Annotated in this window: 16 protein-coding genes and 3 pseudogenes; 10 read left to right on the forward strand and 9 right to left on the reverse strand. The window is 65.0% G+C overall.

Annotated elements, in window-relative coordinates; genetic code table 11:
• The first annotated feature begins 190 nt into the window (after nt 1–190).
• Complete coding sequence (locus ACYVF3_RS12950; protein WP_461154490.1) at nt 191–544, forward strand: cupin domain-containing protein; 354 nt, start codon at nt 191–193, stop codon at nt 542–544.
• Nucleotides 545–621: 77 nt separating this feature from the next.
• On the opposite strand, the gene ACYVF3_RS12955 is transcribed toward ACYVF3_RS12950, so the two are convergent.
• Complete coding sequence (locus ACYVF3_RS12955; RefSeq protein ID WP_461154491.1) at nt 622–2,196, reverse strand: AMP-binding protein; 1,575 nt, start codon at nt 2,194–2,196, stop codon at nt 622–624.
• 948 nt (nt 2,197–3,144) lie between these two features.
• Here ACYVF3_RS12955 and ACYVF3_RS12960 point away from each other — a divergent pair.
• Together ACYVF3_RS12960 and ACYVF3_RS12965 are read left to right on the forward strand one after the other, a co-directional pair.
• Entirely contained in the window at nt 3,145–4,020 is an 876-nt protein-coding gene (locus ACYVF3_RS12960; RefSeq protein ID WP_461154492.1) for a hypothetical protein, read from the forward strand.
• A 90-nt stretch (nt 4,021–4,110) separates the two neighbouring features.
• On the forward strand, nt 4,111–5,385 hold the full coding sequence (locus tag ACYVF3_RS12965; RefSeq protein ID WP_461154640.1) for an NAD(P)/FAD-dependent oxidoreductase: 1,275 nt from the start codon (nt 4,111–4,113) through the stop codon (nt 5,383–5,385).
• A 411-nt stretch (nt 5,386–5,796) separates the two neighbouring features.
• Here ACYVF3_RS12965 and pntB read toward each other — a convergent pair whose 3' ends face one another.
• Together pntB and ACYVF3_RS12975 are read right to left on the reverse strand one after the other, a co-directional pair.
• Complete coding sequence (pntB, locus tag ACYVF3_RS12970; protein ID WP_461154493.1) at nt 5,797–7,215, reverse strand: Re/Si-specific NAD(P)(+) transhydrogenase subunit beta; 1,419 nt, start codon at nt 7,213–7,215, stop codon at nt 5,797–5,799.
• Between the two features lie 19 nt (nt 7,216–7,234).
• The gene (locus ACYVF3_RS12975) at nt 7,235–8,758 is read right to left on the reverse strand and encodes a Re/Si-specific NAD(P)(+) transhydrogenase subunit alpha (protein ID WP_461154494.1); all 1,524 of its coding nucleotides are present in this window, start codon (nt 8,756–8,758) and stop codon (nt 7,235–7,237) included.
• A 271-nt stretch (nt 8,759–9,029) separates the two neighbouring features.
• On the opposite strand from ACYVF3_RS12975, the gene ACYVF3_RS12980 reads away from it, so the two are divergent.
• The 6 genes and pseudogenes from ACYVF3_RS12980 to ACYVF3_RS13005 all read left to right on the forward strand — a co-directional run bounded on the left by ACYVF3_RS12980 (nt 9,030) and on the right by ACYVF3_RS13005 (nt 15,825).
• Nucleotides 9,030–9,818 carry an enoyl-CoA hydratase/isomerase family protein gene (locus ACYVF3_RS12980; protein ID WP_461154495.1) on the forward strand — a complete coding sequence of 263 codons (789 nt, stop codon included), beginning with the start codon at nt 9,030–9,032 and terminating at the stop codon, nt 9,816–9,818.
• Nucleotides 9,819–10,531: 713 nt separating this feature from the next.
• Entirely contained in the window at nt 10,532–11,980 is a 1,449-nt protein-coding gene (locus ACYVF3_RS12985; RefSeq protein WP_461154496.1) for an MFS transporter, read from the forward strand.
• 6 nt (nt 11,981–11,986) lie between these two features.
• A pseudogene (locus ACYVF3_RS12990) lies at nt 11,987–12,594 on the forward strand (transposase); the annotation flags it as partial.
• Between the two features lie 213 nt (nt 12,595–12,807).
• Entirely contained in the window at nt 12,808–13,989 is a 1,182-nt protein-coding gene (locus ACYVF3_RS12995) for a saccharopine dehydrogenase family protein (protein WP_461154641.1), read from the forward strand.
• 423 nt (nt 13,990–14,412) lie between these two features.
• On the forward strand, nt 14,413–15,210 hold the full coding sequence (locus tag ACYVF3_RS13000; RefSeq protein WP_461154497.1) for a class II aldolase/adducin family protein: 798 nt from the start codon (nt 14,413–14,415) through the stop codon (nt 15,208–15,210).
• Between the two features lie 39 nt (nt 15,211–15,249).
• Nucleotides 15,250–15,825: an HD domain-containing protein gene (locus ACYVF3_RS13005; RefSeq protein ID WP_461154498.1), complete on the forward strand. Its 576-nt coding sequence runs from the start codon at nt 15,250–15,252 to the stop codon at nt 15,823–15,825.
• A gap of 37 nt (nt 15,826–15,862) precedes the next feature.
• Here the strand turns inward: ACYVF3_RS13005 and ACYVF3_RS13010 are convergent.
• From ACYVF3_RS13010 to ACYVF3_RS13030, 5 genes and pseudogenes are all read right to left on the reverse strand, one after another.
• Nucleotides 15,863–16,168: pseudogene (locus ACYVF3_RS13010) on the reverse strand (FAD-binding protein); the annotation flags it as partial.
• 26 nt (nt 16,169–16,194) lie between these two features.
• Complete coding sequence (locus ACYVF3_RS13015; protein ID WP_461154499.1) at nt 16,195–16,395, reverse strand: hypothetical protein; 201 nt, start codon at nt 16,393–16,395, stop codon at nt 16,195–16,197.
• Between the two features lie 745 nt (nt 16,396–17,140).
• Nucleotides 17,141–18,376, reverse strand: a complete 1,236-nt coding sequence (locus ACYVF3_RS13020) for an acyl-CoA dehydrogenase family protein (RefSeq protein ID WP_461154500.1) — start codon at nt 18,374–18,376, stop codon at nt 17,141–17,143.
• Nucleotides 18,376–19,410 carry a phosphotransferase family protein gene (locus ACYVF3_RS13025; RefSeq protein WP_461154501.1) on the reverse strand — a complete coding sequence of 345 codons (1,035 nt, stop codon included), beginning with the start codon at nt 19,408–19,410 and terminating at the stop codon, nt 18,376–18,378. The genes ACYVF3_RS13020 and ACYVF3_RS13025 overlap by 1 nt, the downstream gene beginning before the upstream one ends.
• 23 nt (nt 19,411–19,433) lie before the next feature.
• Nucleotides 19,434–19,726 (reverse strand): annotated as a pseudogene (locus ACYVF3_RS13030) (thiolase family protein); the annotation flags it as partial.
• Nucleotides 19,727–19,885: 159 nt separating this feature from the next.
• Here ACYVF3_RS13030 and ACYVF3_RS13035 point away from each other — a divergent pair.
• Nucleotides 19,886–20,479 carry a TetR/AcrR family transcriptional regulator gene (locus tag ACYVF3_RS13035; RefSeq protein ID WP_461154502.1) on the forward strand — a complete coding sequence of 198 codons (594 nt, stop codon included), beginning with the start codon at nt 19,886–19,888 and terminating at the stop codon, nt 20,477–20,479.
• A gap of 205 nt (nt 20,480–20,684) precedes the next feature.
• Here the strand turns inward: ACYVF3_RS13035 and ACYVF3_RS13040 are convergent, their stop codons facing one another.
• Nucleotides 20,685–22,967: an ATP-binding protein gene (locus ACYVF3_RS13040; RefSeq protein ID WP_461154503.1), complete on the reverse strand. Its 2,283-nt coding sequence runs from the start codon at nt 22,965–22,967 to the stop codon at nt 20,685–20,687.
• Between the last annotated feature and the right edge of the window lie 239 nt (nt 22,968–23,206).

Consider the following 23,206-nt stretch of genomic DNA (forward strand, 5'->3'; position numbering starts at 1 on the left):
TCGCTTTCGTCTATTGCCAGATTCAGTGGGCCCGAGCCTGCGCTCGGGTCAGGGAGACCGTAATCACACCGCCGGACGACCAGCACGTCCATGCCGATTGGATGCCCATACGGGGGAGGGCACAGCCAGTCAAATGCGAAAGCATGGGATTTCACCGGCACTCCCGGACCGCAGTCGAAAGGAATGAACCATGACTGAGCCCGCAGCGCGCAAACTGGAGTTCGACCCGGCCCACCACGACAGCATTGGGCCGATCCGCATCGACCGGCGCACCGTTGGCTCGGGACTGATCGACCTCTCCGCCGGATTCGCCGAATTCGTCGACGAAACGCCGGCGGACGAATGGGTCCAACCCTACGAGGAAGCCTTGTACGTCCTCGAAGGCGAATTGACGATCCGTGCGAACGGCGACAAGGTCGTCGGCAAGGCGGGCGATGTCATCGCCGTCCGGAAGGGTGCAAAAGTATCCTCGTCCGCAACTGCCGGAACACGAGTATACTTCGCCGTCGTGCCAGCGAACTGGCGCGAATCCGTGCGCAGGTAACGCGCTGATACGGAGGCCGGCTCGCCCACACGGGACGAGCCGGCCTCCGCTTATCCATACCGTCCGATCAGGCGCGTTCAGCGCCGTCCGAGCGCGACGTTCGCGTCCCAGGCTGCCGCCGTGATCCCGCGTTCGCGCACCTTCCTTTTCTCGATCCGTTCCGAGGGCGTCTTAGGCAAGCTCTCCACGAACTCGACAAAACGCGGCACGGCGAATCGCGGAAGACCCTTGTCCAGGAACTCGACGAGAGCCGCCGGCGCGAGGTCCGCGCCCGGTGCCGTGACGACCAGGACGGCGACGTCCTCCTCCCCGACCTCCGAAGGCACCCCGATCGCCGCGACTTCCAGCACGCCGGGGTGCGCCGCCACCGCCTGCTCCACCTCCCATGCTGAAACGTTCTCGCCACGCCGCCGAATCGAATCCTTCTTCCGGCCGATGTACTCGATCCAACCTTCTTCGTCCTGCCGCACGAGATCCCCGGTATGGAACCAGAGATTGCGCCACGCCTCGACCGTTTCCTCCGGCTTGTGCCAGTATCCCTGCATCATCGAGAAGTGGTCACGTGGCCGGTAAACCAGCTCTCCGGCCTCTCCAGGTCCGACCGGCGCATCATAGTCATCCACCACTCGGGCTTCGATCTCGGCGATCGGCATCCCGATGCTGCCCAGCCGCGTGCGGTCCGGAGGAACCGCAGCGATCAAGAGGCATTCGGTCATACCGTAACTCTCAACGATCTTGATTCCGAACCGCTTCTCGAAGTCCAGCATGATTTCGCGCGGGGTGGACGAGCAAACCGCGATCCGCGCCGGGAGATCGGCGTCTTCTGGACGCGGGTCCTGCTTGTACAGCAGCCACAGCATCGTGCCGATCGTGCTGAAGACCGTCGCACCGTGCTCTCGCACCTCGTTCCAGAAGTCACGGACGCTGAAGCGCGTGCCGAGCGCGACCACGCCGCCCAGACACAAGCACGCCGACACGTAGGAGCGCGCGTCGATGTGGAACAGCGGCTGCACCAGATAGTAAACCTCCTCCGGACCGAACCCAAAGAGGTTGTCGGCGTGGCCCGCCTGCGCCGGGTAATACCGTTGCGGCAGCATCACGCCCTTGGACGGACCGGTCGTCCCCGACGTGTACATGATGGTGGCGATCTCCTGCGGACTGGGCAATTCCAGTTCGCCGCCCGCCGCCCGCCCGATTTCGAGAAGCTCGTCGAACGGAACCTCCCGGGAGCGCTGGCTGTAAGCCGTCGGCGAGGATTCACCGACCGACACCACGATCTCAGGATCGTACGCACTCGCTTCCGCCACGGCGTCGAGATAGTCCGGCGTACCGATCAACACTCGTGGGGCAGCGTCAGTGACGAGGTAGTCCAGCAACCGGCCACGCACTTCGGCGTTGAAGGGCACGTCGATCGTCCGCGCCGCGTTGGCGCCCAGCCATGCCCACACCGCCTCCGGGCAGTTGCCGGCCATGACCCCGACCCGGTCCCCTGGTTCGACGCCCAGCGCACGAAAGCCGCGTGCCGTCGCCTCGACCCGTTCCAGGGCCTCCGCGTAGGTGAACACCTCTCCCGACACCCGCAAGAATTCCGTGTCGGGCGTTTCGTACGCGGATCGCCGTAACGCCGCGAAGAGACTGTCGGGAATCGCCATCGGACCATAACTCCAGTTCGGGCAGTGCGGACGGGACTGGGGACGACTCTGCCTGACGTTGTCCCCGCGACCGGGCGCAAACGATCGTTGTGTGCCCGTCCGGGGGAGCCGCGTCCAATCGGCGCGCGCCCCCCTCTGGCCATCTCAGGACCCACGTCGAGCGCACCCGGCACTTGCCTTGGACGATGCGCAGTTGAAGAGCAGGCCCCTCATGACGTATGTGTCGTCGGTTGTGAATTCGCGGGCACGGCGCTGGTCCGAGCGCTCGTCCCCGACGAGTTGCTCGTGTGCGCCAGTAATCGGATCTTCGCACGGCGCGGAAGCGTTGGCCGTAGCGAATGCCCCTGCGGCCCGCCACGTCGCCGCCTTCACGGAGCTCGTCCTCGCATGTGCCGTGAATTACGGAACGTCAACGGTTCAACATTCTTCAATCACCGCGTGCCCGAACACTCCAGTAGCACACCCCCTATTTGCCCGGCTCTCCAGTGCTGTAATCAGCCTGATACAAGGTGGGCCACGCTCCACAATTCGGTGATCGGCTTCTTCATAAAACCGACTGCACACTTCCGCCCGAGCGGAGTCCACGGAAGGAAGTGCTAGCCGAAGCGTCCCCGATCCGGGCCGGCGTACACGCGACAGGTCCGCTGGAGATCTTCGCGGAAGGCGCGGACCACGCGTATCGCCGCCCGGCAATCCTTGGCCGCCGCGCAGGCGGCGGGTTTGGCCACCTGGGATTTCCGTGCGGGCACAGACCTTGTGGCGCTCAGTGCTCCCCCGGACGGGCAGAACGCAGCTGCGTAAGACGTCCGCCAGATCGCGGCGCCTCCACAATGCACGCATGATAGGTGCGCCTGGAGGTCCTATGCCCGCAAACGGTTCCTCGTGACCGGCGGAGCCGGCGAGATGGCCAGGTACGCCTGCCGTGTGCTCGCGCAGACAGAGGAGGTCATGGCCACCGTGAACTCCAACCGCGATGTCGAACGCACCGCCGGACTAACCGCACGACTCGGCGCGAATGCGCAAGCGACCGGACTTGACAATTCGCGGATGCTGCCGCGCTCCGCGCCGTTCTACAGGTGGTCGGCATCGTGCTCAACTGCGCGGACCCATCATACCGGTTCGGCCACGAAGTATTGGTCCCAACAATCCCGACGGACACCCATTTACCTCGAAATCTGCGACGCCCGGGAGCCGCCTGCAGAGATGTTCCGAGTCGACAGGACTACGCGGGCTGCCGGAGCCACCGGGGGCCTCGGCATGGGTGCGAGGACCGGCACCCTGCTGGCGATGTTCTGCATGAACGCTCACGACGTGGTCGAGCGGGCCTACATCGCGAAGCTCATTGTCGGGCCCGATCCGCCGTACCCTTGCGAGGAGGGAGAGCCAAACGCAGCGAGCGAACGCCTGATCCACTACTGCGCCGAGCCGGACAAGATCCGCCGCGGCGGGGAACTCGCCGATTCCCGCGCCCTCGATGAGATCGAGCTCAGCTACCACCGTATCAGCGACGATTCGGCATGGCTCCGCGGCCGGTCTGGCGAACTCGACGTTCTCAGTTTCGCTGAGTCGATCACGCCTAAACCCAGCGTCAACTGTCCCGCGGCCAGCGCCGCGACGATCCACGGGGATCTTGTCTCGGTAGCCGAACGCGCCGAGGACGCTTGCATACCCGTGTCGGTAACGTCGACGCTGATCAGGCCATCTGCGAAAACGGGCGAGGTCGGGCGATACCTCGTCGAAGTCGCCGCCTTGATGCTGTGGCAGCGCCAGCTCAGCTCGCTCGGCATGCACGGCCAACGTAGTCGACCACGACATCTATTTTGACCAGCTCTCGCAATTCGCCGATAACCGACCGTCCGACCCGGTCGTGCAAGTCGTCGCCGAACAGATGTGAACGGAGTTTGCCCGGTGAACATGACCTACTTGTCCGGTAGCGGCTGGGCCGACCGGCCGGCAACACTCGAACCTTCGCTGCGAGGCGACCTATCGTGCGAAATCGCCGTGCTCGGAGGAGGACTCGGTGGAATGGCGGCCGCACTGCGGCTCGCGGAACTAGGACACGACGTCGCCCTCGTGGAGGCGGACCTCTGCGGATGGGGCGCCAGTGCACGCAATGCCGGTTACGTCACCGGAACAATCGGCAGCGATCCGCGGATCCTCGCGCGCTTCTACCCCGACCGTGCGACCGGCCTGTTCCGGTTCGCCAGAAATGCCGTGACGCACACCGAGAAGCTCATCGGCGAGCAAAGCCTCGACTGCGGTTACCGGCAGACCGGCGTATTCTCCGCCGCCACCACGGCGGCTGGGTTCCGCCGCGTCCTCGCGACCACGAAGTCGGGCAAGCGGTCGACAGTCGCGGACGCCGCTCAAGCAGGGATTCCACCGGCCTTCCACGGTGGAATCCATCTGCGCGTCGGCGGCGTCCTCAACCCCGCCGAGTTCGCTCTCGGCGTCAGGGAACTCGTTCGCAGCTCAAGCGTCCGAGTCTTCGAACAGACGCCGGTTCGGATGGTCGCCGATAACGGCGATTCAGTCACTGTCACGGTGCCGGGCGGGCGAATCCGCGCCGAACGGGCAATCCTAACGACCAACGCCTTCATGAACCAGCTGGAGATCGCGCCCCGCCATCTCAGCACTCCGGTGTGGGTGACCGCAGTCGAAACCGAACCTGTGCCGCCGGAACTCCTCGACGCCGCGGGGTGGACCAGCCGGGTCCCGATCATCACCACCCATCTCATCATGCAGAGCTTCCGGACGACCGACCGGAACACAATCGTGTTCAGCACTCGGAACCTGCAGATGTCCCGGCGTCCGCGGCCTGACCGACTGCCAGAAAAGTCCATCGTGGAGGATCTGATCCGAGGTTTCCGCGACCGGTTCCCGACTTTGGGCAACATCGCTCCGGCACGGGCCTGGGGCGGGTGGATCGGGATGACGCCCGCGAACCTGGCCGTCGCCGGGCAAGCGACCCCGCGGGTCTCCTATTCCATGGCCTGTAACGGACACGGACTGCCGCAAGCGCCTTACCTCGGAACCCTTCTCGCAGATTTCCTCGGCGGCGAAGGCATGCACGACGATCTGCGCACCGTGTGGCGGGAACTTCCACGGTTCGCCCCCGGGGTTGTCAACCCAGCGACCATCCGCCTGGGCTGGATCGCCGACCGGCTGACCGACCGCCTCGGCCGGTAACCTACTCCGCCAGGCTTGGCACTTCCCAAGGCCGCCGGTCGTCTCCGGGCCTGCCGAGTGTCGTCGGCGCTCGGCAGGCCCGGAGCGCTCGGCGATTTCGCCGCGCAGTCCGGCTCCCGCGGCCATGTCGCAAATCCGACACATACGATGTCTAGTGACCCGGATTGCATGCGCGGGCGAAAAACGCATTGACAGAGCCAACGCCGATGCACAGCGCAGCTGACCCGACCGTGCGGCGAAAGACCGGCATCTTCCTCAGCAAAGTTCTCGCGTCGCAAGGTCACACAGAGCTGCTGCCTGTCGTTTGGCGACGGAGCCAGCGGGGACGACTTGGGCGGAATCCGACATGACACAAGCGTCACTGTCGCGCGGTCGTCCCATATGAACAAAGGTGCCTGTTTTCCTACTCACCTAGAATGCGGAGTGGATGTCGTTGACGCGGTCCTTGGCGTCGCCGAAGAGCATCGCCGAGTTCTCGCGGAAGAACAGCGGGTTCTGCACGCCCGCGTAGCCCGAAGCCATTGACCGCTTGAATACCACGACATTCGCTGCCTCCCACACGGTCAGCACCGGCATGCCCGCGATCGGGCTGTCTGGGTCCTCGGCAGCAGCCGGATTCACGGTGTCGTTAGCGCCGATCACCAGCACCACGTCAGTGTCGGAGAAGTCGTCGTTGATCTCGTCCAGTTCCAGCACGATGTCGTACGGGACCTTCGCCTCGGCCAGCAGCACGTTCATGTGCCCGGGCAGGCGTCCGGCCACCGGATGGATGCCGAAGCGGACCTCGATGCCCTTGTCGCGCAGTTTCCGGGTCAGCTCCGCCACCCCGTACTGCGCCTGCGCGACCGCCATCCCGTACCCCGGCGTGATGATCACCCGTGAGGCCGCGGTGAGCAGTTCCGCCGCACCCTCTGCGGTGATTTCCCGGTGCTCGCCGTATTCCTTGTCCCCCGACGGGCCCGCTTCGATGCCGAATCCGCCTGCGATCACGGAAAGGAACGACCGGTTCATCGCCTTGCACATGATGTAGGACAGGTACGCACCGGACGAGCCCACCAGAGAGCCGGTGATGATCAGCAGGTCGTTTTCCAGCAGGAACCCGGACGCCACCGCGGCCCAGCCCGAATAGCTGTTCAGCATCGAGACGACCACTGGCATGTCCCCGCCGCCGATCGAGGCGACCAGATGCCAACCGAGCGCGAGAGCCATGATGGTGACGACGGTCAGCAGCAACGGCGCCGGACTGGCGATGAACCACGCGGTGAACGCCACAAACAACGCCAGCGCGCCGAGGTTCAGGACGTTCTTGCCGGGCAACGTCAACGGAGCGGGCTTGATCTTCGCCGACAGCTTCAGGTTCGCCACAATCGACCCGGTGAACGTCACTGCCCCGATGAAGACGCCGATGGACACCTCGGCGCTGTGAATCCCCAACATGCCGAAGCTGTCGAGATGCGTGGCTTCGCCCCCGGACGGATCCGATTCCACCTGCAGATACCCGTTCCAGCTCACCAAAACGGCAGCAAACCCGACGAACGAATGCAGCAGGGCGATCAGCTCGGGCATCCCGGTCATCTCGACCAGCGCCGCCCGACGCAACCCGATCCCCGCGCCGATCACCAACGCCACGATCACCAACGCGATCGACGTGCCGGTGATCTCCCCGGACACTGCCTGCGCGATGGTCGCGATCACCGCGACGATCATCCCGGCTATGCCGAAATGGTTGCCGACTCGCGCAGTTTCGTGCCGGGATAGCCCAGCCAGCGCTAGAATGAACAACAGCCCTGCCACGATGTAGGCGGCCTGGCTCGCAGTTTGCACAGTCATCTGAGGAACGCCTCTCGGGTCAGCTGCGGGAGAACATGGCGAGCATCCGGCGCGTCACCGCGAACCCGCCGACAATGTTGATCGTCGCCAGCAAGGTCGCCACCGCCGCCAACACCATGACCAACGTGTTGCCGCTGACCAGATTCAGCAGAGCGCCCACGACGATGATCCCGGAAATCGCGTTGGTCACCGACATCAACGGCGTGTGCAGCGCGTGGTGCACGTGCCCGATCACGTAATAGCCGATCACGATTGACAGCGCGAACACCGTCAAATGCGGCAGCAACGCCGCCGGAGCCAACGCCGCTAGCAAAAAGACCACCGCCGCGATCCCCAGCACGATCCCGAGCCTGCGGCCCGAGGACATCGGCTCCTTCTTCGGTTCCTCCTTCACCGGCGCCGCTGCGGCCGCATAGGGTGCCGCGGAGACTTGCACCGGCGGTGGCGGCCATGTCAGCTCGCCGCCCTTCACCACCGTGATCGACCGGACCACCACGTCCTCGAAGTCCACTACTAGCCGGCCGTCCCTCTCCGGCGTCATCAGCTTCATCAAGTTCACCAAGTTGGTGCCGTACAACTGCGACGCCTGCGCCGGAAGCCTCCCCGCGAGATCCGTGTACCCGAGGACCGTCACCCCATTGTCCGTGACAATGCTTTCCCCCGCGACCGAACCCTCTACGTTGCCGCCGTTCGCCGCGGCCATGTCCACGATCACCGAACCCTGCTTCATCGACGCCACCATCTCGCCGGTGATGATCCGTGGCGCCGGACGACCCGGAATCAACGCCGTCGTGACAACAATGTCGACGTCCTTGCACTGGGCCGCGTACAGCTCCGCCTCCCGCGCCTTGAAATCCTCGCCCATCTCCTTCGCGTAACCCGTCGCGGAAATCTCCGCCTCCGGATCCTCGATGGACAGATACTCCCCGCCCAGGCTCCTCACCTGATCAGCCACCTCCGGCCGGGGGTCCGTCGCCCGCACAACCGCCCCCAGCGACCCGGCCACACCGATCGCCGCCAAACCCGCGACACCCGCGCCGACCACCAGCACCTTGGCCGGGTTGACCTTCCCCGCCGCCGTCACCTGCCCGTTGAAGAACCGCCCGAACCTATGCGCCGCCTCCACTACCGCCCGGTACCCGGCGATGTTCGCCATCGAGCTGAGCACGTCCAGCGACTGCGCCCGCGAGATCCGCGGCACGGCATCCATCGCTAACGCCGTGATCGGCCGCCTCGCCAAGTCCTCCACCAACTCCGGTTTCGACGCAGGAGCCAGCAGGCCCACCACCGCCGCCCCCGGCTTCACCGCATCCAACTGCTCCGAAGACGGCGCGTTCACCCCGAACAAGATGTCCGCGTCCGCGATCGACCCGACCGCCGCGCCCGCCTCCGCGTACGCCTCGTCGACGAACCCCGACGCCAGCCCGGCGCCCGGCTCCACCACCACGTCGTAACCCAGCCCGCGCAGCTTGCCCACCGATTCCGGAGTCGCCGCGACCCGCGTCTCCCCCGGCCGGTCCTCCTTGAACACCCCGATCAGCATGCTGTTTCCTCGCTGTTATGGCAGCCCTGTCGCGGACCGGCCGCGAGTCCCGTCCGCCGGCTTCCGCCGTTCCCCGTCCAGTGCGCGAACTGCCCGCTCCGATCAGGCATCGGCACCTCCCTGGTAGTACGAAACACACTGTTCAACCCAAACTAAGCGCTTGCTTAGCGCAGCACGCTATCCGCTTTTCGTGTCTGGCCCTTCCCCCGCTCGGGCACAATTCTGACGCCGGTCGCGGGATCCCCCGCCCGCTACCGGCAGCCTGCGGTCTATGACCGAACCGACGGTTCTCGTCGAACGAACCGATGACGTCGTCACCATCACACTCAACCGCCCACACCGATTGAACGCGCTCACCCCCGAACTCTTGGGAGCGTTCGATGACGCTTTCCGCGAAGCTGAAGACGATCTGGTCGCAGTGGTCATCCAGGGTGCCGGCCGCGCGTTCTCCAGCGGTCACGACTTGAAATGGTCGGCCGAGCACAGTCGGAGCACCCGGATGAGCAAAGAGGAACTGGCCGAGACTACCGACGCTCTGCACGAGATCACTCGCCGAATCCAGGCGTGTCCGGTGCCCGTAGTGTCCCGCGTCCACGGATATGCGATCGGCGGTGGAGCCGAGATCGCATTGAGCGCGGACCTGATCGTCGCCGGGGAGTCAGCCGTTTTCCGCTTTACTGAGACATCCGTCGGCCTAGTCGTAACCAACGGATTCACCGCGCGGTTGCCCCGGACTGCCGGCATGGCGATCGCGAAAGAGATCATCATGTTGGGTGAACCGTTCAACGCCGGGCAAGCGCACACCTGGGGCCTGGTCAATCGCGTCGTCCCGGACGACGGCCTGGACGACGAAGTCGACCGCCTGGTATTAGCATTGCGAGACAAGTCTCCGACGGCGTTGCGGCTAGCCAAAAAACTGCTTGACCAAGGCTGGGAAGGCGCTCCCGAGCAGGTGATGAGCCGCGAGACCGCCGCGAGTGTCGAGGCAGCGCTCAGCTCCGACGCGCGTGAGGCAGCAGCCGCATTCACCCAGGGAAGGCAGCCGCGTTTCCGGTCCTGATCGCAAACGTCCGCCTCTCCACTCACCCGGCTGCTGGCACGCCAGCACCCATCCGCACCGGGCGGATGCTCAACATCCACTCGAGACAGTCAGCACCGGACAGCCGTAGGCATCCCGTGCATGGGCACAGTTCGAACGTGCCCCAGCGAGGCCGCACCATCGCGGCGCAAGCTGTCTTTTCCGCGATCAAAGGGCCAGCTACTCATGAGCACGCCCACGCGCTGGCAGGAGATGCCGAGCACGATTGCCCGAGCGCTCCGAAACCCTGTCGCAGTGTTCCGAGCGGTCCTGCTCGTTCAGGAGCGAGGCGGCTACGACGCTGGCCACACTCCTCGGGATCGAGGGCAACTTGGCCGACCAACCCCTAGCTCTTCAGATCTCGCACTTCATCGCCCAGGCCGGTCAACTGCGACCACACTGCCGCTCCTGACGACAGCCCTGACCTAATCCCGATCGCACACCCGCGCGCCATTTACTGATCATCATCTCGAAGGGGCCTCCAGGTACGAAAGCGGAATATGCCGAATCAACTTAAGCATCCATAAATCGGACTGACGTTCCTTGGGTGCGACCGCTAGCTCCTTTCGCCGCGTCAACCACAACAGACCCCCCGTCTGGGCGCGTTCCCCTCAACACAGGCAGAAGTACTGGTTAGCCCGCTGTACGCTGCGCGGCCTCGGCCGGGCTCCGGCACCAAACCATTGGAGACGAAAATGGCAGAGAACGTCCATTCCGTCCGATCCGACCGATCCACCGCAGCTCCACCAAGCGGTGCCTCAAGACGAGGCGCCCTGATCGGAGTCGCCCTTCTACTTTCTGTCGTCACCAATGCGGTATCCGTCATGTTGCCGCCATTGCTGCCATTGATGCAGACGCAGTTCGGAATCGGGCTTTCCGCGTCCGCGTGGATTTTCACCGCGCTGACTTTAGGAGGAGGAGCGGGGTTCGTGCTCTTGCCACGCATCGCGGACGTGCTCGGCGATCGCCGCATCACCGTGGTGTCCGGTATCGTTCTGACCTCCGGGGCGCTGGTGGCAGCTGTTGGGCAGTCGTACCTGGCCATGCTCGTAGGGTGCGCGCTGCTCGGTTTCGGGAGTTCAGCGATGCTGCTGACGCTCGGATTCCTGCGTCGGCACCTGCCTGGCACCGCTGTCTCGACAGCGGTGAGCGTTCTGGTGATGTCCTCGGGCGCAGGAATTGTCGGCGGGATGGTCGGCGGGGGGCTGACGGTCAAGTTTCTGTCACTTGACGCTTTTTTCTACATCCTGGCTTCGGTGTTCGCACTGACCACAGTCGCGCTGGCCGTCGTTATCCCGTCGTCTGAGCCGGCGTCGTCGAGCCGGGTAGGTGTGCTCGGCACGCTGTGGATGATCGGGTGGGTCACCCTGGTGCTGCTCGCCCTGACGGAAGGCGTTACCTGGGGGTGGGGCGCGGTCGCGCTCCTCCTGGCAGGCATTACCGCTGGCGTGATGTGGGCGGTGGTGGAACGACGTTCTCCGGAAGCGGTCTTCGACGTCAAGCTGTTGAAGAGGCCGTACGTCACAACAGCATGTGTCTCCGCTGGACTCTTCGGCGCTATCGACGCCGGATTCCTGCTCGCGGTGACGTACTACACCCAGACTCCCCCGGAAGCCGGGTACGGGCTCGGTCTCGACGCACTGGGTACCGGGCTGGTCGTTGTGCCGTTCGCGCTGATGATGTGGGTCGGCGGCAAGGCCGCGGAGAAGGTCATCCAGAGCGGGCGTCCGGGGACGGTCCTCGTCGTCGGCGCGGTCGTCTGCGTGGTCGGTCTCGGCTTGCTCGCGATCGCCCACCAGCACCTGTGGCAGTACCTCGTCGGTTCCGCCTTGATCGGGCTGGGCAGCCGGGCGGGTTACAGCGGAGCCTTCGCAGTGCCGCAGCTGGTCGTGTCAGAAGGCGAGGCAGGGATGGCCGGCGGGATGGCGGGCACGTGTATGGCCATCGGCTACTCATTCGGCGCGGCAGTGCTCACCGGGCTGCTGACGGCACAGCCGGATCCCATCACCGGGCTTCCTGCAGAGCACTTGTACACCGTGGGCTTCGCGGTCACCGCCGGGTTCGCGCTGCTGGTGGTGGTCGCAGCCGCGATCTCGCGGCTCCGGCACCGCGACGCGCTCCGGGAACGATTCCGGGACGCCTAACAGCTCGTGAAGCCCTTGCTGCCACCACGTCCGCCACGTCGCCGGTCGCCGTCAGCGTCCCGGGAGATTGCCGATCGACGATCGAGCAGCGCTGGCCGGAATCGTGTTGGTGCTCAGCACCCGGATCACGTGGCGGGTTGCCGCACAAGGTCGCCGGGTGTTCGGGCGTGATCTGCCTGGCGGAGGTTGCGGGACCTGACAGATGCCGGGGCTTTCGAGGCGGTGCACGAGCCGTTGCTGGTCCATCTGCGGACTTGGACCGACTCGACCTAGATACGGGCGTGGTGGATGGTTCGCATGTACGGGTGCTGAAAGGAGGGCAGTGACGGGCTCCTCGCTCGTCGATCGGGCCCGCCCCGACTCGGCTCGAAACACCATGTGATCAACGAAGGCGGCGGCATCCCGTAGATCGGGACATCGTCCCACGCCTTGCCCGCAAGAACACGGATCACAGCTCCGGTCTCGGGATCGTCCGGTGGGTCGTGGAACGCCCTTTCGCCTGGCTGCACGAGTTCAAACGACTCCGTATCCGCTACGAACGACGAGCCGAAATCCACCTCGGACTCCTCCAGCTCGGATGCGTCCTCATCTACTACCGCCAACTACCAACATCATTCTGGAACGAGCTACAAGACACATCACCGGCCGCCGCGTGGCACCGGATCGGACTGAACACCATTCAGGCCGCCGGACGCGCGGCGGTTCGCGTTTCGCCTGCGCGAACCGGGAAACGATGAAGCTTCTTCGCCGTGGTCCGCTCCCCCGTCTGGGCAGAAAGGCGGGCGGGCGAGAACATTTCGCCACTGTGCGCCTGCACAATCGGGGACATGAAGACGAGTTCCACGATCTCCGCAGGTACGAAGCGCATCCTCGTGACCGGCGGTGCCGGCGAGATGGGAGCCTACGCTTGCAGGGCACTCGCCAAGGCCGATGAGGTCGACGTCGTGTACGTCGCAGACCGGGACCAGGCGCGGGCTGAATCCCTCGCCGCCGAGCTCGGTTCGAAGGCTTCCCCGTTGACACTCGACATTTCCGAACCCGATGCGCTCGCCCGCGCGCTCGGCGGAGTGGACATCGTGCTCAACACCGCTGGCCCCTTCTACCGCTTCGGGCGGGAGGTACTCAGCGCCGCCATCGCCGCCGGCACCAACTACATCGACATCTGCGACGACTGGGAGCCCACACTCGAGATGCTCGAGCTGGACGCCCCGGCCCGCGCCGCCGGGGTGACCGCAGTGCTGGGCATGGGTGCGAGTCCCGGCACCAGCAACCTCCTGGCGTTGCTCGCAATGAACAAGTGTGACGAGGTCGACCGGGCCTACACCGTGTGGCGGGCTTCAGGGGTTCCCACGCTCCCCCCGGACGCCCCGGACCCAGTGCCCAGCGCCGCCACCCTGCACTGGGTGCACAATTGCACCGAAGCCATCAAAACCTGGCGACAGGGCGTGCTCACGGACGACCATGCGCTGGAGGAGATCTCCCTATCCTACCCCGGCCGGGGCGAGGACGCGGCATGGGTGTGCGGCCATCCGGAGCCACTGACCCTGCCGCGCACCCGCCCCGAGGTCAAGGAATCGCTCAACCTGATGGTGTCACGGCGCGGGCTTATGGAAGCGCTTCAGCGCATCGCTACCCGCGTCCGAGCCGGTGAGCTGGACGTGTATTCTGCCTCGGTTCAGCTGCTCCGCGAACCGAATCTCGTCGGCAAGGCTGCCGGTCCGGCCCCCAAGCTGCCCAATCTCTTCGCCGTCGCCGAAGGCCGCAAGAACGGCGCACCGATCCGGGCAGGGGCGCAGCCCCTGATCCTACCCAACGCCAACATGGGCGAAATGACCGGCTATCCGCTGGCGATCGCAGCGCTGATGATGGCTCGCGGTGAGGTCGACCGACCAGGAGTGCACGCCCCGGAAGGAGCGGTCGACCCGGACACCTACTTCCGAGAACTCGCCGCCCTGGTGGAAAACCGCCCCGACGGCCCGGAGGTCGAGGTCGTCACTGAGCCGATGTGATGACGTACCGGGATCAGCGGTGCGGGCCGAGCCCGCGCCCTTCCCGCCAGCTCGGCCGGCACGGCACGCAGGACTCCGTGGTCTCCCGAAAGGGCCCAGCAAGCAAGCGAGCACGCAACCCGTGGAGCGGACCGTTCCGTGGGTTGGGGCCACGATCTCTCTGCCATGCGCCAGTTGTAGCAGTCCACCGCCGGGGCCCCTCACCGGCATGGGTGGCGTCGCCAAAACCCGCCAGGCCTGGTCGTGTCAAAGCGGACCTGGCGCGAGAAGAGAACACGCTCAGCGCTCGGCGACAGCCGGGTTCGAACGCTTCTGGTCCGAGCGCATCGAGAAGACGAACAGAAGCGGAAAATCCGGTTCTATATCCACTTTTCACGCGAGCAAACCTGTCGCGTCCACCGCCGTTGCAAGGAGTAACCAGTCATGACCACCGCGCACGAAGTCAGGGCAGAAGCAAGCACCGCCGGGCCGGACGCCGCGGAGATCCAGCTGCGCCGCGAGCTGGCCGCTGTCTACCGGCTCGTCCACCACTTCAAGATGACCGACCTGATCTTCACCCATATCTCCGCCCGGCTCCCCGGTCCCGGAGACCGCTTCCTCATCAGCCGGTACGGTCTGTCCTTCGAGGAAATCACCGCCTCGAACCTCGTTGTAGTGGATCTCGGCGGCAACGTGGTCGGGCCCGAGCGTGACGCCGTCGTCAACCCAGCAGGCTTCGTCATCCACTCGGCGATCCACCGGAGCCGGCCCGACGCCCAGTGCGTGCTGCACACCCATTCCCGCGCGGGATGCGCGGTTGCCGCCCAGTCGAACGGGCTGCTGCCGCTGAACCAGATGTCGATGTCCTTCTACAACCGCGTCGGCTACCACGACTACGAGGGGGTCGCGCTCAACTTCGACGAGCAGGCCCGCATGGTCGCGAACCTCGGCCCGCACCGCGCCCTCATCCTGCGCAATCACGGCTTGCTCACCCTCGGCGAGTCGCCGGCCGAGGCGTTCCTGCGCATGTTCTACCTCGACCGCAGCTGCCAGATCCAGATCGACGCTCTGTCCGGCGGCGCAAGTCCCGTCATCCCCTCGCCCGAGATCTGCGAGCACACGGCCCGGCAGTCGGAGGGCCAGGAGACCGGCGACGACTTCCAGGACGAGATCGGCTCCCAGCTCGCCTGGGAATCTCTGGTTCGCCTTGTCGAGCGTATTTATCCCGACTACGCCGACTGAGCCGCCCCATCCCGCTCGAAAACCGCTGACGGAGGACTAGTGGAGAAGGCGAGCTTCACCCGGATTGACGAAAGCACGAGGGCTGACTGGGAGATCGTCGAGCGCTGCGGAGCAGCGAGCCTGGCGACCCTGGCCGAACGCGTTCTGGAACAACTGACCCGCTTGGGGTCGCCCGGAACCGACCAGCCGTTCCAGATCACCCGCCTACAGCACTCCTTGCAAGCTGCGACGCGAGCCGAACGCGACGGTGCCGAGGAGGAGCTGGTGGTCGCAACGCTGTTGCACGATATCGGTGACGATCTCGCTCCGTACGCTCATGCCGATTTCGCGGCTACGATCCTGAAACCGTATGTGAGCGAACGAACGCACTGGATCATAGAGCAGCACGACGTGTTCCAGGGAAAGTACTACTGGGACAAGATCGGTATGGATCCGAACGCCCGCGAGAAATTCCGCAGCCGCCCCTGGTTCGATGCTTGCGAGGCGTTCTGCCGCGACTGGGACTGCCCCTCGTTCGATCCTGAGTACGACACCCTTCCCCTCGAGCATTTCGTTCCGGCCGTGCGCCGAATCTTTGCCCGGACTCCCTACTCCGCCCGCGGAACCGACAACTGACTCGCTGACCGAAGACATTTCGGCCGTGGCGACCAGCTCAACCGAAGCAGAGCCGGCCCGATCCCACCGCGGAGCTTCTCCCCGCCGATACCCGTCGTGGGACCGGCACCGGCGACCGCAGCCACAGGCCGTAGCTCAGGGTTTCGACGAGGACGTTTCCGCAAACGGCGCCACACTGCACCCACGCCGTCTCCCCGGCGCGGTCGACTTTCACCCCACACATGCGCAAGAAATCGACAACGAGCTCGCCGTCCGTCGAGGCGTACCCTGCCATGCGCCCTCCGCCGCACTGCACGGCGATCTCCAGCTGATTCGCTCTCGCACGGCGGACCGCAGCGACGACGTCGGCTGTTCCCTCGCACTACGCGATCACCACTGAGCACCGTCGCGAATCGCGTTGGCCAAGCTACACTCGACGAGCTCAACCGACCACGGGTCCACCGAGGCGTTCACAGCTACCAGACAACCCGGTTGAACCATGACCTGCTCGGCCATGCCGCCGTCCAAGTATCGCCGTGAAACCGGAACGTCCAGCACGCGGGCCCCGGCGGTGCGGTCGACGGTGCGCATGCCCTTGGCTTCCTTCATCAAGCGGTCATCTTTCGACGGCTGCGGAGTCGACTTCCGTCAGTCCGAGGTTAGCTCCCGGTCGGATCGTTCTTTGTAGCACGCCGCGGGACGGCACCTTCCCGGGGGATGCCCGCTCACTTCCGCAAAGGGTCCAGGACCGCTCGCTTCGCTGATGCACGACCCAGCTGGGCGATCTGAGCACACGCGGTTACCCCTGCCTGATGTGGATCTTCGGTGTTACAGGTTCGCTGGAGCGCATCAATTGGATAAGCCGCGACTGGAAAGACGGGCGGTTCAACCGGCCGCCGCGGAAGTGTCAGTTTGGCCGGCGGCGGTGGCCGCTGGCGTGGCGATGGGGCTCGCATTGAGTCCTGGCCGAGAAATGTCCGTGGGGTGCCGGACGTAGCAAGTCCCGCGGCAGGACCGCCGGTTTTCCCGATCTACCCGGTGTCGCCAACTTCCTCGGAAAAGACTCGCAGTGTCGTTACCGTTCGCTGCGCAAAGAGTTCGAAGACGCCGAGAACGAACCTGTGCTGGCGACTCCTGCTACGGCGAGATGGAGGCCTGCCGGCACGCCTCGTCCACCCCCGCACGGGACCGGGGCCTGGGAACTGCGAAAGGTGTCGTGGTCTGCTTCGTGGATTGCACGCTTCAATACCGGGCTGCTTTAGGTCTCGGAGGTCAGTTGCACTTCCTCTGTCGGGTCGTGCTCGAACAGCGTTCGCCACCTGCCCAACTCCGTCGCTTACGCCGGAGCCACTCGCTTCGCAGACCGGGACCGTATCTCGCTCTTGGCTAGGGCGTTCTTGTGGACCTCGTCGGGACCGTCTGCGATCCGCAGCGTGCGGATACCGGCGTACATATTGGCCAGTGGGAGGTCCTGAGAAAGGCCGCCGGCGCCGTGGACCTGGATCGCGCGGTCGAGGATTCCTTGGACGACCTTCGGCGTGGCGATCTTGATCGCTTGGATCTCGGTACGTGCTCCCTTGTTGCCGAAGGTGTCCATCAGCCATGCGGTCTTGAGCACCAGCAGTCGCAACTGTTCCAGCTCGACTCGGGATTCTGCGATCCAGCTCCTGATCACGCCCTGGTCGGCCAGCGGTCGGCCGAACGCGATCCTCGACTCGGCCCGCTCGCACATCATCTCGATGGCCCTTTCCGCGATGCCGATGGAACGCATGCAGTGATGGATCCGACCGGGACCAAGCCGGGCCTGCGCGATCGCGAACCCGGCTCCCGGCTCGCCGAGCACGTTGGCGACCGGGATCCGTACGTCGGTGAAGCGCAGCTCCGCGTGCCCGCCGTGTTCGTGGTCGTCGTACCCGTAGACCTCCATGCCGCGTACGACGTCGAGGCCGGGGGTGTCGCGCGGAACGAGCACCATCGATTGTTGGCGGTGCCGCGCCGCAGTCGGGTCGGTCTTTCCCATGACGATCAAGATCGTGCAGTTGGGATTCATCGCACCGGTGATCCACCACTTGCGGCCGTTGAGGACGTACTCGTCACCGTCCCGAGCGATGCTGAGTTCGATGTTGGTCGCATCGGAGGAGGCGACGCCTGGCTCGGTCATCGCAAACGCCGATCGGGTCTCGCCGTTTAGAAGCGGTCGCAGCCAGCGCTCTTTCTGCTCGGCAGTGCCGAACATGTGGAGCACCTCAATGTTCCCTGTGTCCGGAGCCGCGCAGTTCATCACCGCTGGTGCGAGATGGCCACTACGGCCGGAGATTTCGGCCAGGGGAGCGTACTGAAGGTTGGTCAGCCCCGCGCCCTGCTCGCCTGGGAGAAAGAGGTTCCATAGACCGCGGGCGCGTGCCGCCTTCCGCAGCTCCTTCAGGATCGGGACTGAGTCCCACGCCCATCGGTCCGCGAGGGAGGCCAGCTGCTTGTGGAAGGTCTGCTCGGCGGGATGGATGTGGCTGTCCATGAAGTCGACGAGATTCTGTCTCAGACTCTCCGTGCGCGCGTCGTGCTGGAAGTCCATCAGTTGTTCCCCTTCAGTGCGTCGAGGCCCGCATCCAGCAGCGGGTGGATCGCCTCACCAATCCGGTCGAAGCCGGCGCCGACGGTATGGCCGTTGAGGTGCCGGTAGTGGATGCCCTCGAGGATCGCGGCGAGTTTGAAGGCCGCGAGTCCGATGTAGAAACCGAATTCGGGCAGGTCACGATCGCTACCACGCGAGTACCGCTGGATCACTTCGCGCTCGTTGAGGAAGCCGGGCGCGGCTGATACGTCGCTCACTGTGTCGGTACCGTCACCCGTCAGCGCGCCGAGCCGGTTGTAGACGAGCATCAGCGCCAGGTCGGTCAGCGGGTCGCCGAGCGTGGCCATCTCCCAGTCGAGGACCGCGGTCACTTGGCCGGTGCCGTCGACGAGCACGTTGTCGAGCCGGAAGTCACCATGCACGATGCCAGCGGCGGACTCGACCGGCACCGACCTCGCGAGCCGCCGGTGGAGTTCGTGGGCGGCTGGCAGCTCGCGGGAGTACGACGCGTCGAACTGCTTCTTCCAGCGTGCGACTTGCCGGCCCAGGAAGCCCTCTGGACGACCGAAGTCACCGAGCCCGACCGTGGCTGGTTCGACCGAGTGGAGTGCGGCCAGGGTATCCACGAGTCGCTCGGAGATCGCGCGGGTGCGCTCAGGACCGAGAAGCTGGAGTTCGGCCGCGCAGCGGTACGGTCTACCGACGCACCGTTGCATGACGTAGAAGGTGGCCCCCAGCACCGCCGGATCGGTGCACATGGCGAAAGTCCGCGGGACCGGCACCCGGGTGTCTTGGAGCGCCGACAGCACTCGGTATTCGCGGGCCATGTCATGAGCAGTCGCGAGCACGTGGCCGAGTGGCGGCCGCCGTACGATCCACTCGTGCACCCCGTCGGTCACGGCGTAGGTCAAGTTGGATTTCCCGCCGGCGATGAGCATCGCCCGCAACTCGTCACCGGCGCCAGGGACTTCCTTCGCGAGCCAGTCACCGAGAGCATCGAGATCAAGACCTGGGGGTGTTTCGGCTGTCGTCATCACAGCATCACGCCCGAAAGCGTCTTGGTGGTCTGCCGGCTGCTTGAGCAGCGACGGTTGACGGTGACACCAGGCAGGTGATCCATCCCGCTCAACACGGCGACCACGCGGCCCAAGTTGTTGCCAGACTCGCCTGCCGGCTGGCCCGCACCCAGTACCAGGTCGAACACTCGGCCGGGTCAAGCTCGGGCACCTTTGCCAACGCGGCCTGCACCATCTCAACGGCGAGGTCGTCGGGGCGCATGTCCTTCAGCGAGCCCTTGACGGCGCGGCCTATCGGCGAACGGGACGTGGAGACGATCACAGTTTCGGACATGACACGCAGCCTCCCAAGTGACTAAGCGCTTGCTTAGTCATAGACTCAGGTACGACGCCGCCGTTCGTCAATGAGGCAGGTGGGCAGGGCACTGTGAGGAGCGCCACTGCCTACCCTGGTTTCGAATGCAGCCCGACCGAGCGAGACAATGGACCCGCCATGACCGAGCAGACCGACTTCTCCCGCGCCGACGCGACGCGTGCCCGACTGCTCCAAGCCGCGGTCATTGCCTTCGCCGAGAAGGGTTTTCACGGCACAACAACGCGAGACATCGCCTCGGCGGCCGGCATGAGCCCCGCAGCGCTGTACGTGCACCACAGATCGAAGGAAGAGCTGCTCTACTTGATAGCCAAGGACGGCCACGATGTCGTCCTCCACCTCATCCGCGAGGCCATCGCATCCAGCGAAAGCCCTGCCAGGGCGCTCCGCAACGTGGTCCACAACTTCTCTGCTCACCATGCGCGTGACCACTTGAAGGCCCGAGTCGTGAACTACGAGCTTGCCGCCCTCGCACCCCGGCACCTCGCGGAGATCCGTGGCCTCCGGCAAGCCATCGAGGACGAGATCCGCCGCCTGGTCATGCGCGGGCTTGAAGCCGGGGACTTCGATACCGACGATCCACGGATTGCCACGGCGGCCTTGCTTTCGCTGGGCATTGATCTCGCGCGTTGGTTCCGCCCTGACCGAGGATGGAGCCCTGACGACATCGGGGCGCGTTACGCCGCGATGGCTCTGCGCATCGTAGGAGCCTGATCGCCCTCGATCGATCGCGTAATACGTTCGAGTCGCGTTGGCGAGCAAGATACTTGAAGGGCGGTGGGCACGTGCCTTCTGCCATCTACACCAGTTGCAGCAGCGTGGCTGTGCCCAGCACTGAGCAACCCCTGCACCGCCGCGCCTTCGGGATCCGTTGCCACAACTTCTCGATCACGTGGCGAACTTTTACCCGCACGGGATTTCAGTCAACCCGTTGTTGAGCGACCCAACTCGCGATCTGCGCGCGTGAGGTGAACCCGAGTTTGCTAAGAATATTCTCGACGTGCCCTTCCGCTGTGCGCAGCGATATGACCAACCTGGCGGCAATGTCCTTGTTCGCCAGTCCCTCATGCACCAAATCCGCAACCTCACGTTCGCGCCGCGTCAGCGCCGGCGTAAAAATCGGGGCTTCCGGAACCGATGGCATTTCCTCGCGCAGGGCGAAGGCGAGCAACTCCTCAACTGTAAACGCACCGCCGCGCTCAAAGGCTGCGTCGAACTGGGCGTTCCCAATGGCGTCTCGTGCCAACTTTTCCTTCTCGCTTCGTTGCGCGATCAGGTGCATCGAACCCATGAGCAGGGAACCAAGGGTTTTCCAGAACGTGTTCGCGCCGCCGAGCAGCGTGGCGGCCCGGTCTGCGTTGCCTTGCGTGGCAGTGGTCCAGCCGAGAAGCTCGAGGGAGAGCGCCAGACCGAGTGTGTCGTGAAAGGCCCGCTTGATCTTGATGGCCTCGCACAGGTCCGCTTCCGCTTGGCCGAACTCGCCGTCGGTCAGTTTCAGGAAGCCTCGCCCCCAGAGGGCGTACGACAACTCCCAACGCTCTCCCGTTGCCCTGCAGCGCTCCAGTATTTCGTCGATCATTTCTGCTGCCATCGCTGCCTCGCCGAGGAGGACATAAGCGGTCGCCAAGTCCATCCGAACGAGGTCCGAGTACTGGGCGGCCACGGCTGTGTCCGAGTACTGCCGGAGCGCCTCGGTGAACAGCGGGATGGCGCCCGCAAGGTCTGTGTCCTGGAAACGGCACACCCCTCGAACGTATGTTGTATAGGCGAGTGCGGCGGGGTCCTCGAGTCGCACGGCGAGCGCGCGGGCTTCTTCCACAAGAGCTGTCGCGGCCGTCGCATCTCCCTGCACGGCCGCGAGGCAAGCGTCCGTCGCCAGCGCCCAGGCGCGCTCTCGGGTTGGCTCCGCGTCAAGCGCCAGCACCCGGTCCAGCCAGAGCTTGCCCTCGGCGAGGTGTCCCATCGCCAGCCAGAACCACGGCACCCCAGCCAGGCGCATACCCGCTCTCGCTTCACTGGGTTCAGCCAGGCAATAGTCGAGTGCTCGGCGAAGGTTCGGCCGTTCCAACTGAAGCCTGTTCGCCCACTCCTCCTGCCGCGGACCAGCCCACTCGGAGTCGGCGGTCTCAACCATCTGCAGCACCCAGTCCCGGTGCAGCAGCCGCAGCGCCGGTTCCCGCCCCGATTCGGCAAGGCGCGCTTGACCGTAAGCTCGGATGGTCTCCAGCATGCCGAACCGGGAATACTTGTCCTGTCCCTCACGAACGAAGATCGACTTGTCGAGCAATCCGGCAACCGTGTCGAGAATGGCTTGGCTAGGCAAGGTCTCGTCAGTGCACACCACTTCGAGCGCATCGATGTCGAATCCACCGGCGAACACAGACGCCCGTTCCCACAGCGTCTGCTCCTCCGGCGTGCACAGGTCATAACTCCAGTCGATGAGCGCCTGGAGGGTTTGATGCCGTTCGGGAAGGTTGCGGCTCCCCTCACGGAGGAGCTGGAACCGGTGATCCAAGCGATTCGCCAGCTCATTGACCGTGAGCACACGAAGACGCACCGACGCCAGCTCGATGGCCAACGGGATTCCCTCCAGCCGGTGACAGAGACGGACCACCGCTGCCTCGTTCTCCGACGTGAAAGCAAATCCGGGGACAACCGACTCTGAACGCTCGACGAACAGCGCAATCGATGGATACCTCGTGGCCGTGCCAGGCTCGATTGGCTCGTCTGGGTCGGGCACGGGCAGCCGCGGCACCTGATAGACATACTCTCCGGCAATCCGCAGCGCCTGCCTGCTGGTGACCAGGATTCGAACCTCAGGCGCAGCACGCAGCACTCGATCCACGAAATCCGCAGCGGCACCCACCATATGCTCACAGCTGTCCAGGACCAAAAGCATGCGCCGTTCACGTAGGTAGTCGCACACGACGGTGGCCCGGTCACGCGTGGACTGCTCGCGCAACCCAAGGGCGTCGATCACGGAATCGGCCAACAGAGCTGGATCCGTCAACGACGCCAACTCGACCAAACACAAGCCGTCCGGAAAGGCGCGCTTCATTTCCTGCGCCGCACGGAGCGCGAGACGGGTCTTCCCCACCCCGCCAATGCCCGTCAACGTCACCAGTCGTGTCGTCGAAAAGAGCTGTCGGACCGCAGCGACATCATGTCGTCGGTCCACGAAACTCGTGAGATCCGCCGGCACAGTACTCGGCACCTTTGCCATCCGACCCAACCAGCACGATTGGAAGTAGTAGGGCGATCGTACCGCCTCGGCCACCCCCAAAGCGCACGCCAGGACACCGCCGGCGGGTACTCGAACCAGGTAGTTCTCTCCCCCCGGCGCCCCGCAGCCAGCAATGGCGTCCAGCAACCTTAGAGGCTGGCGCATTTCGCGATACGGAATCGACAGGATCCCCTCGCCGCCTGACTAAAAGGAGCGCT

The organism is Saccharopolyspora tripterygii (assembly GCF_054778355.1).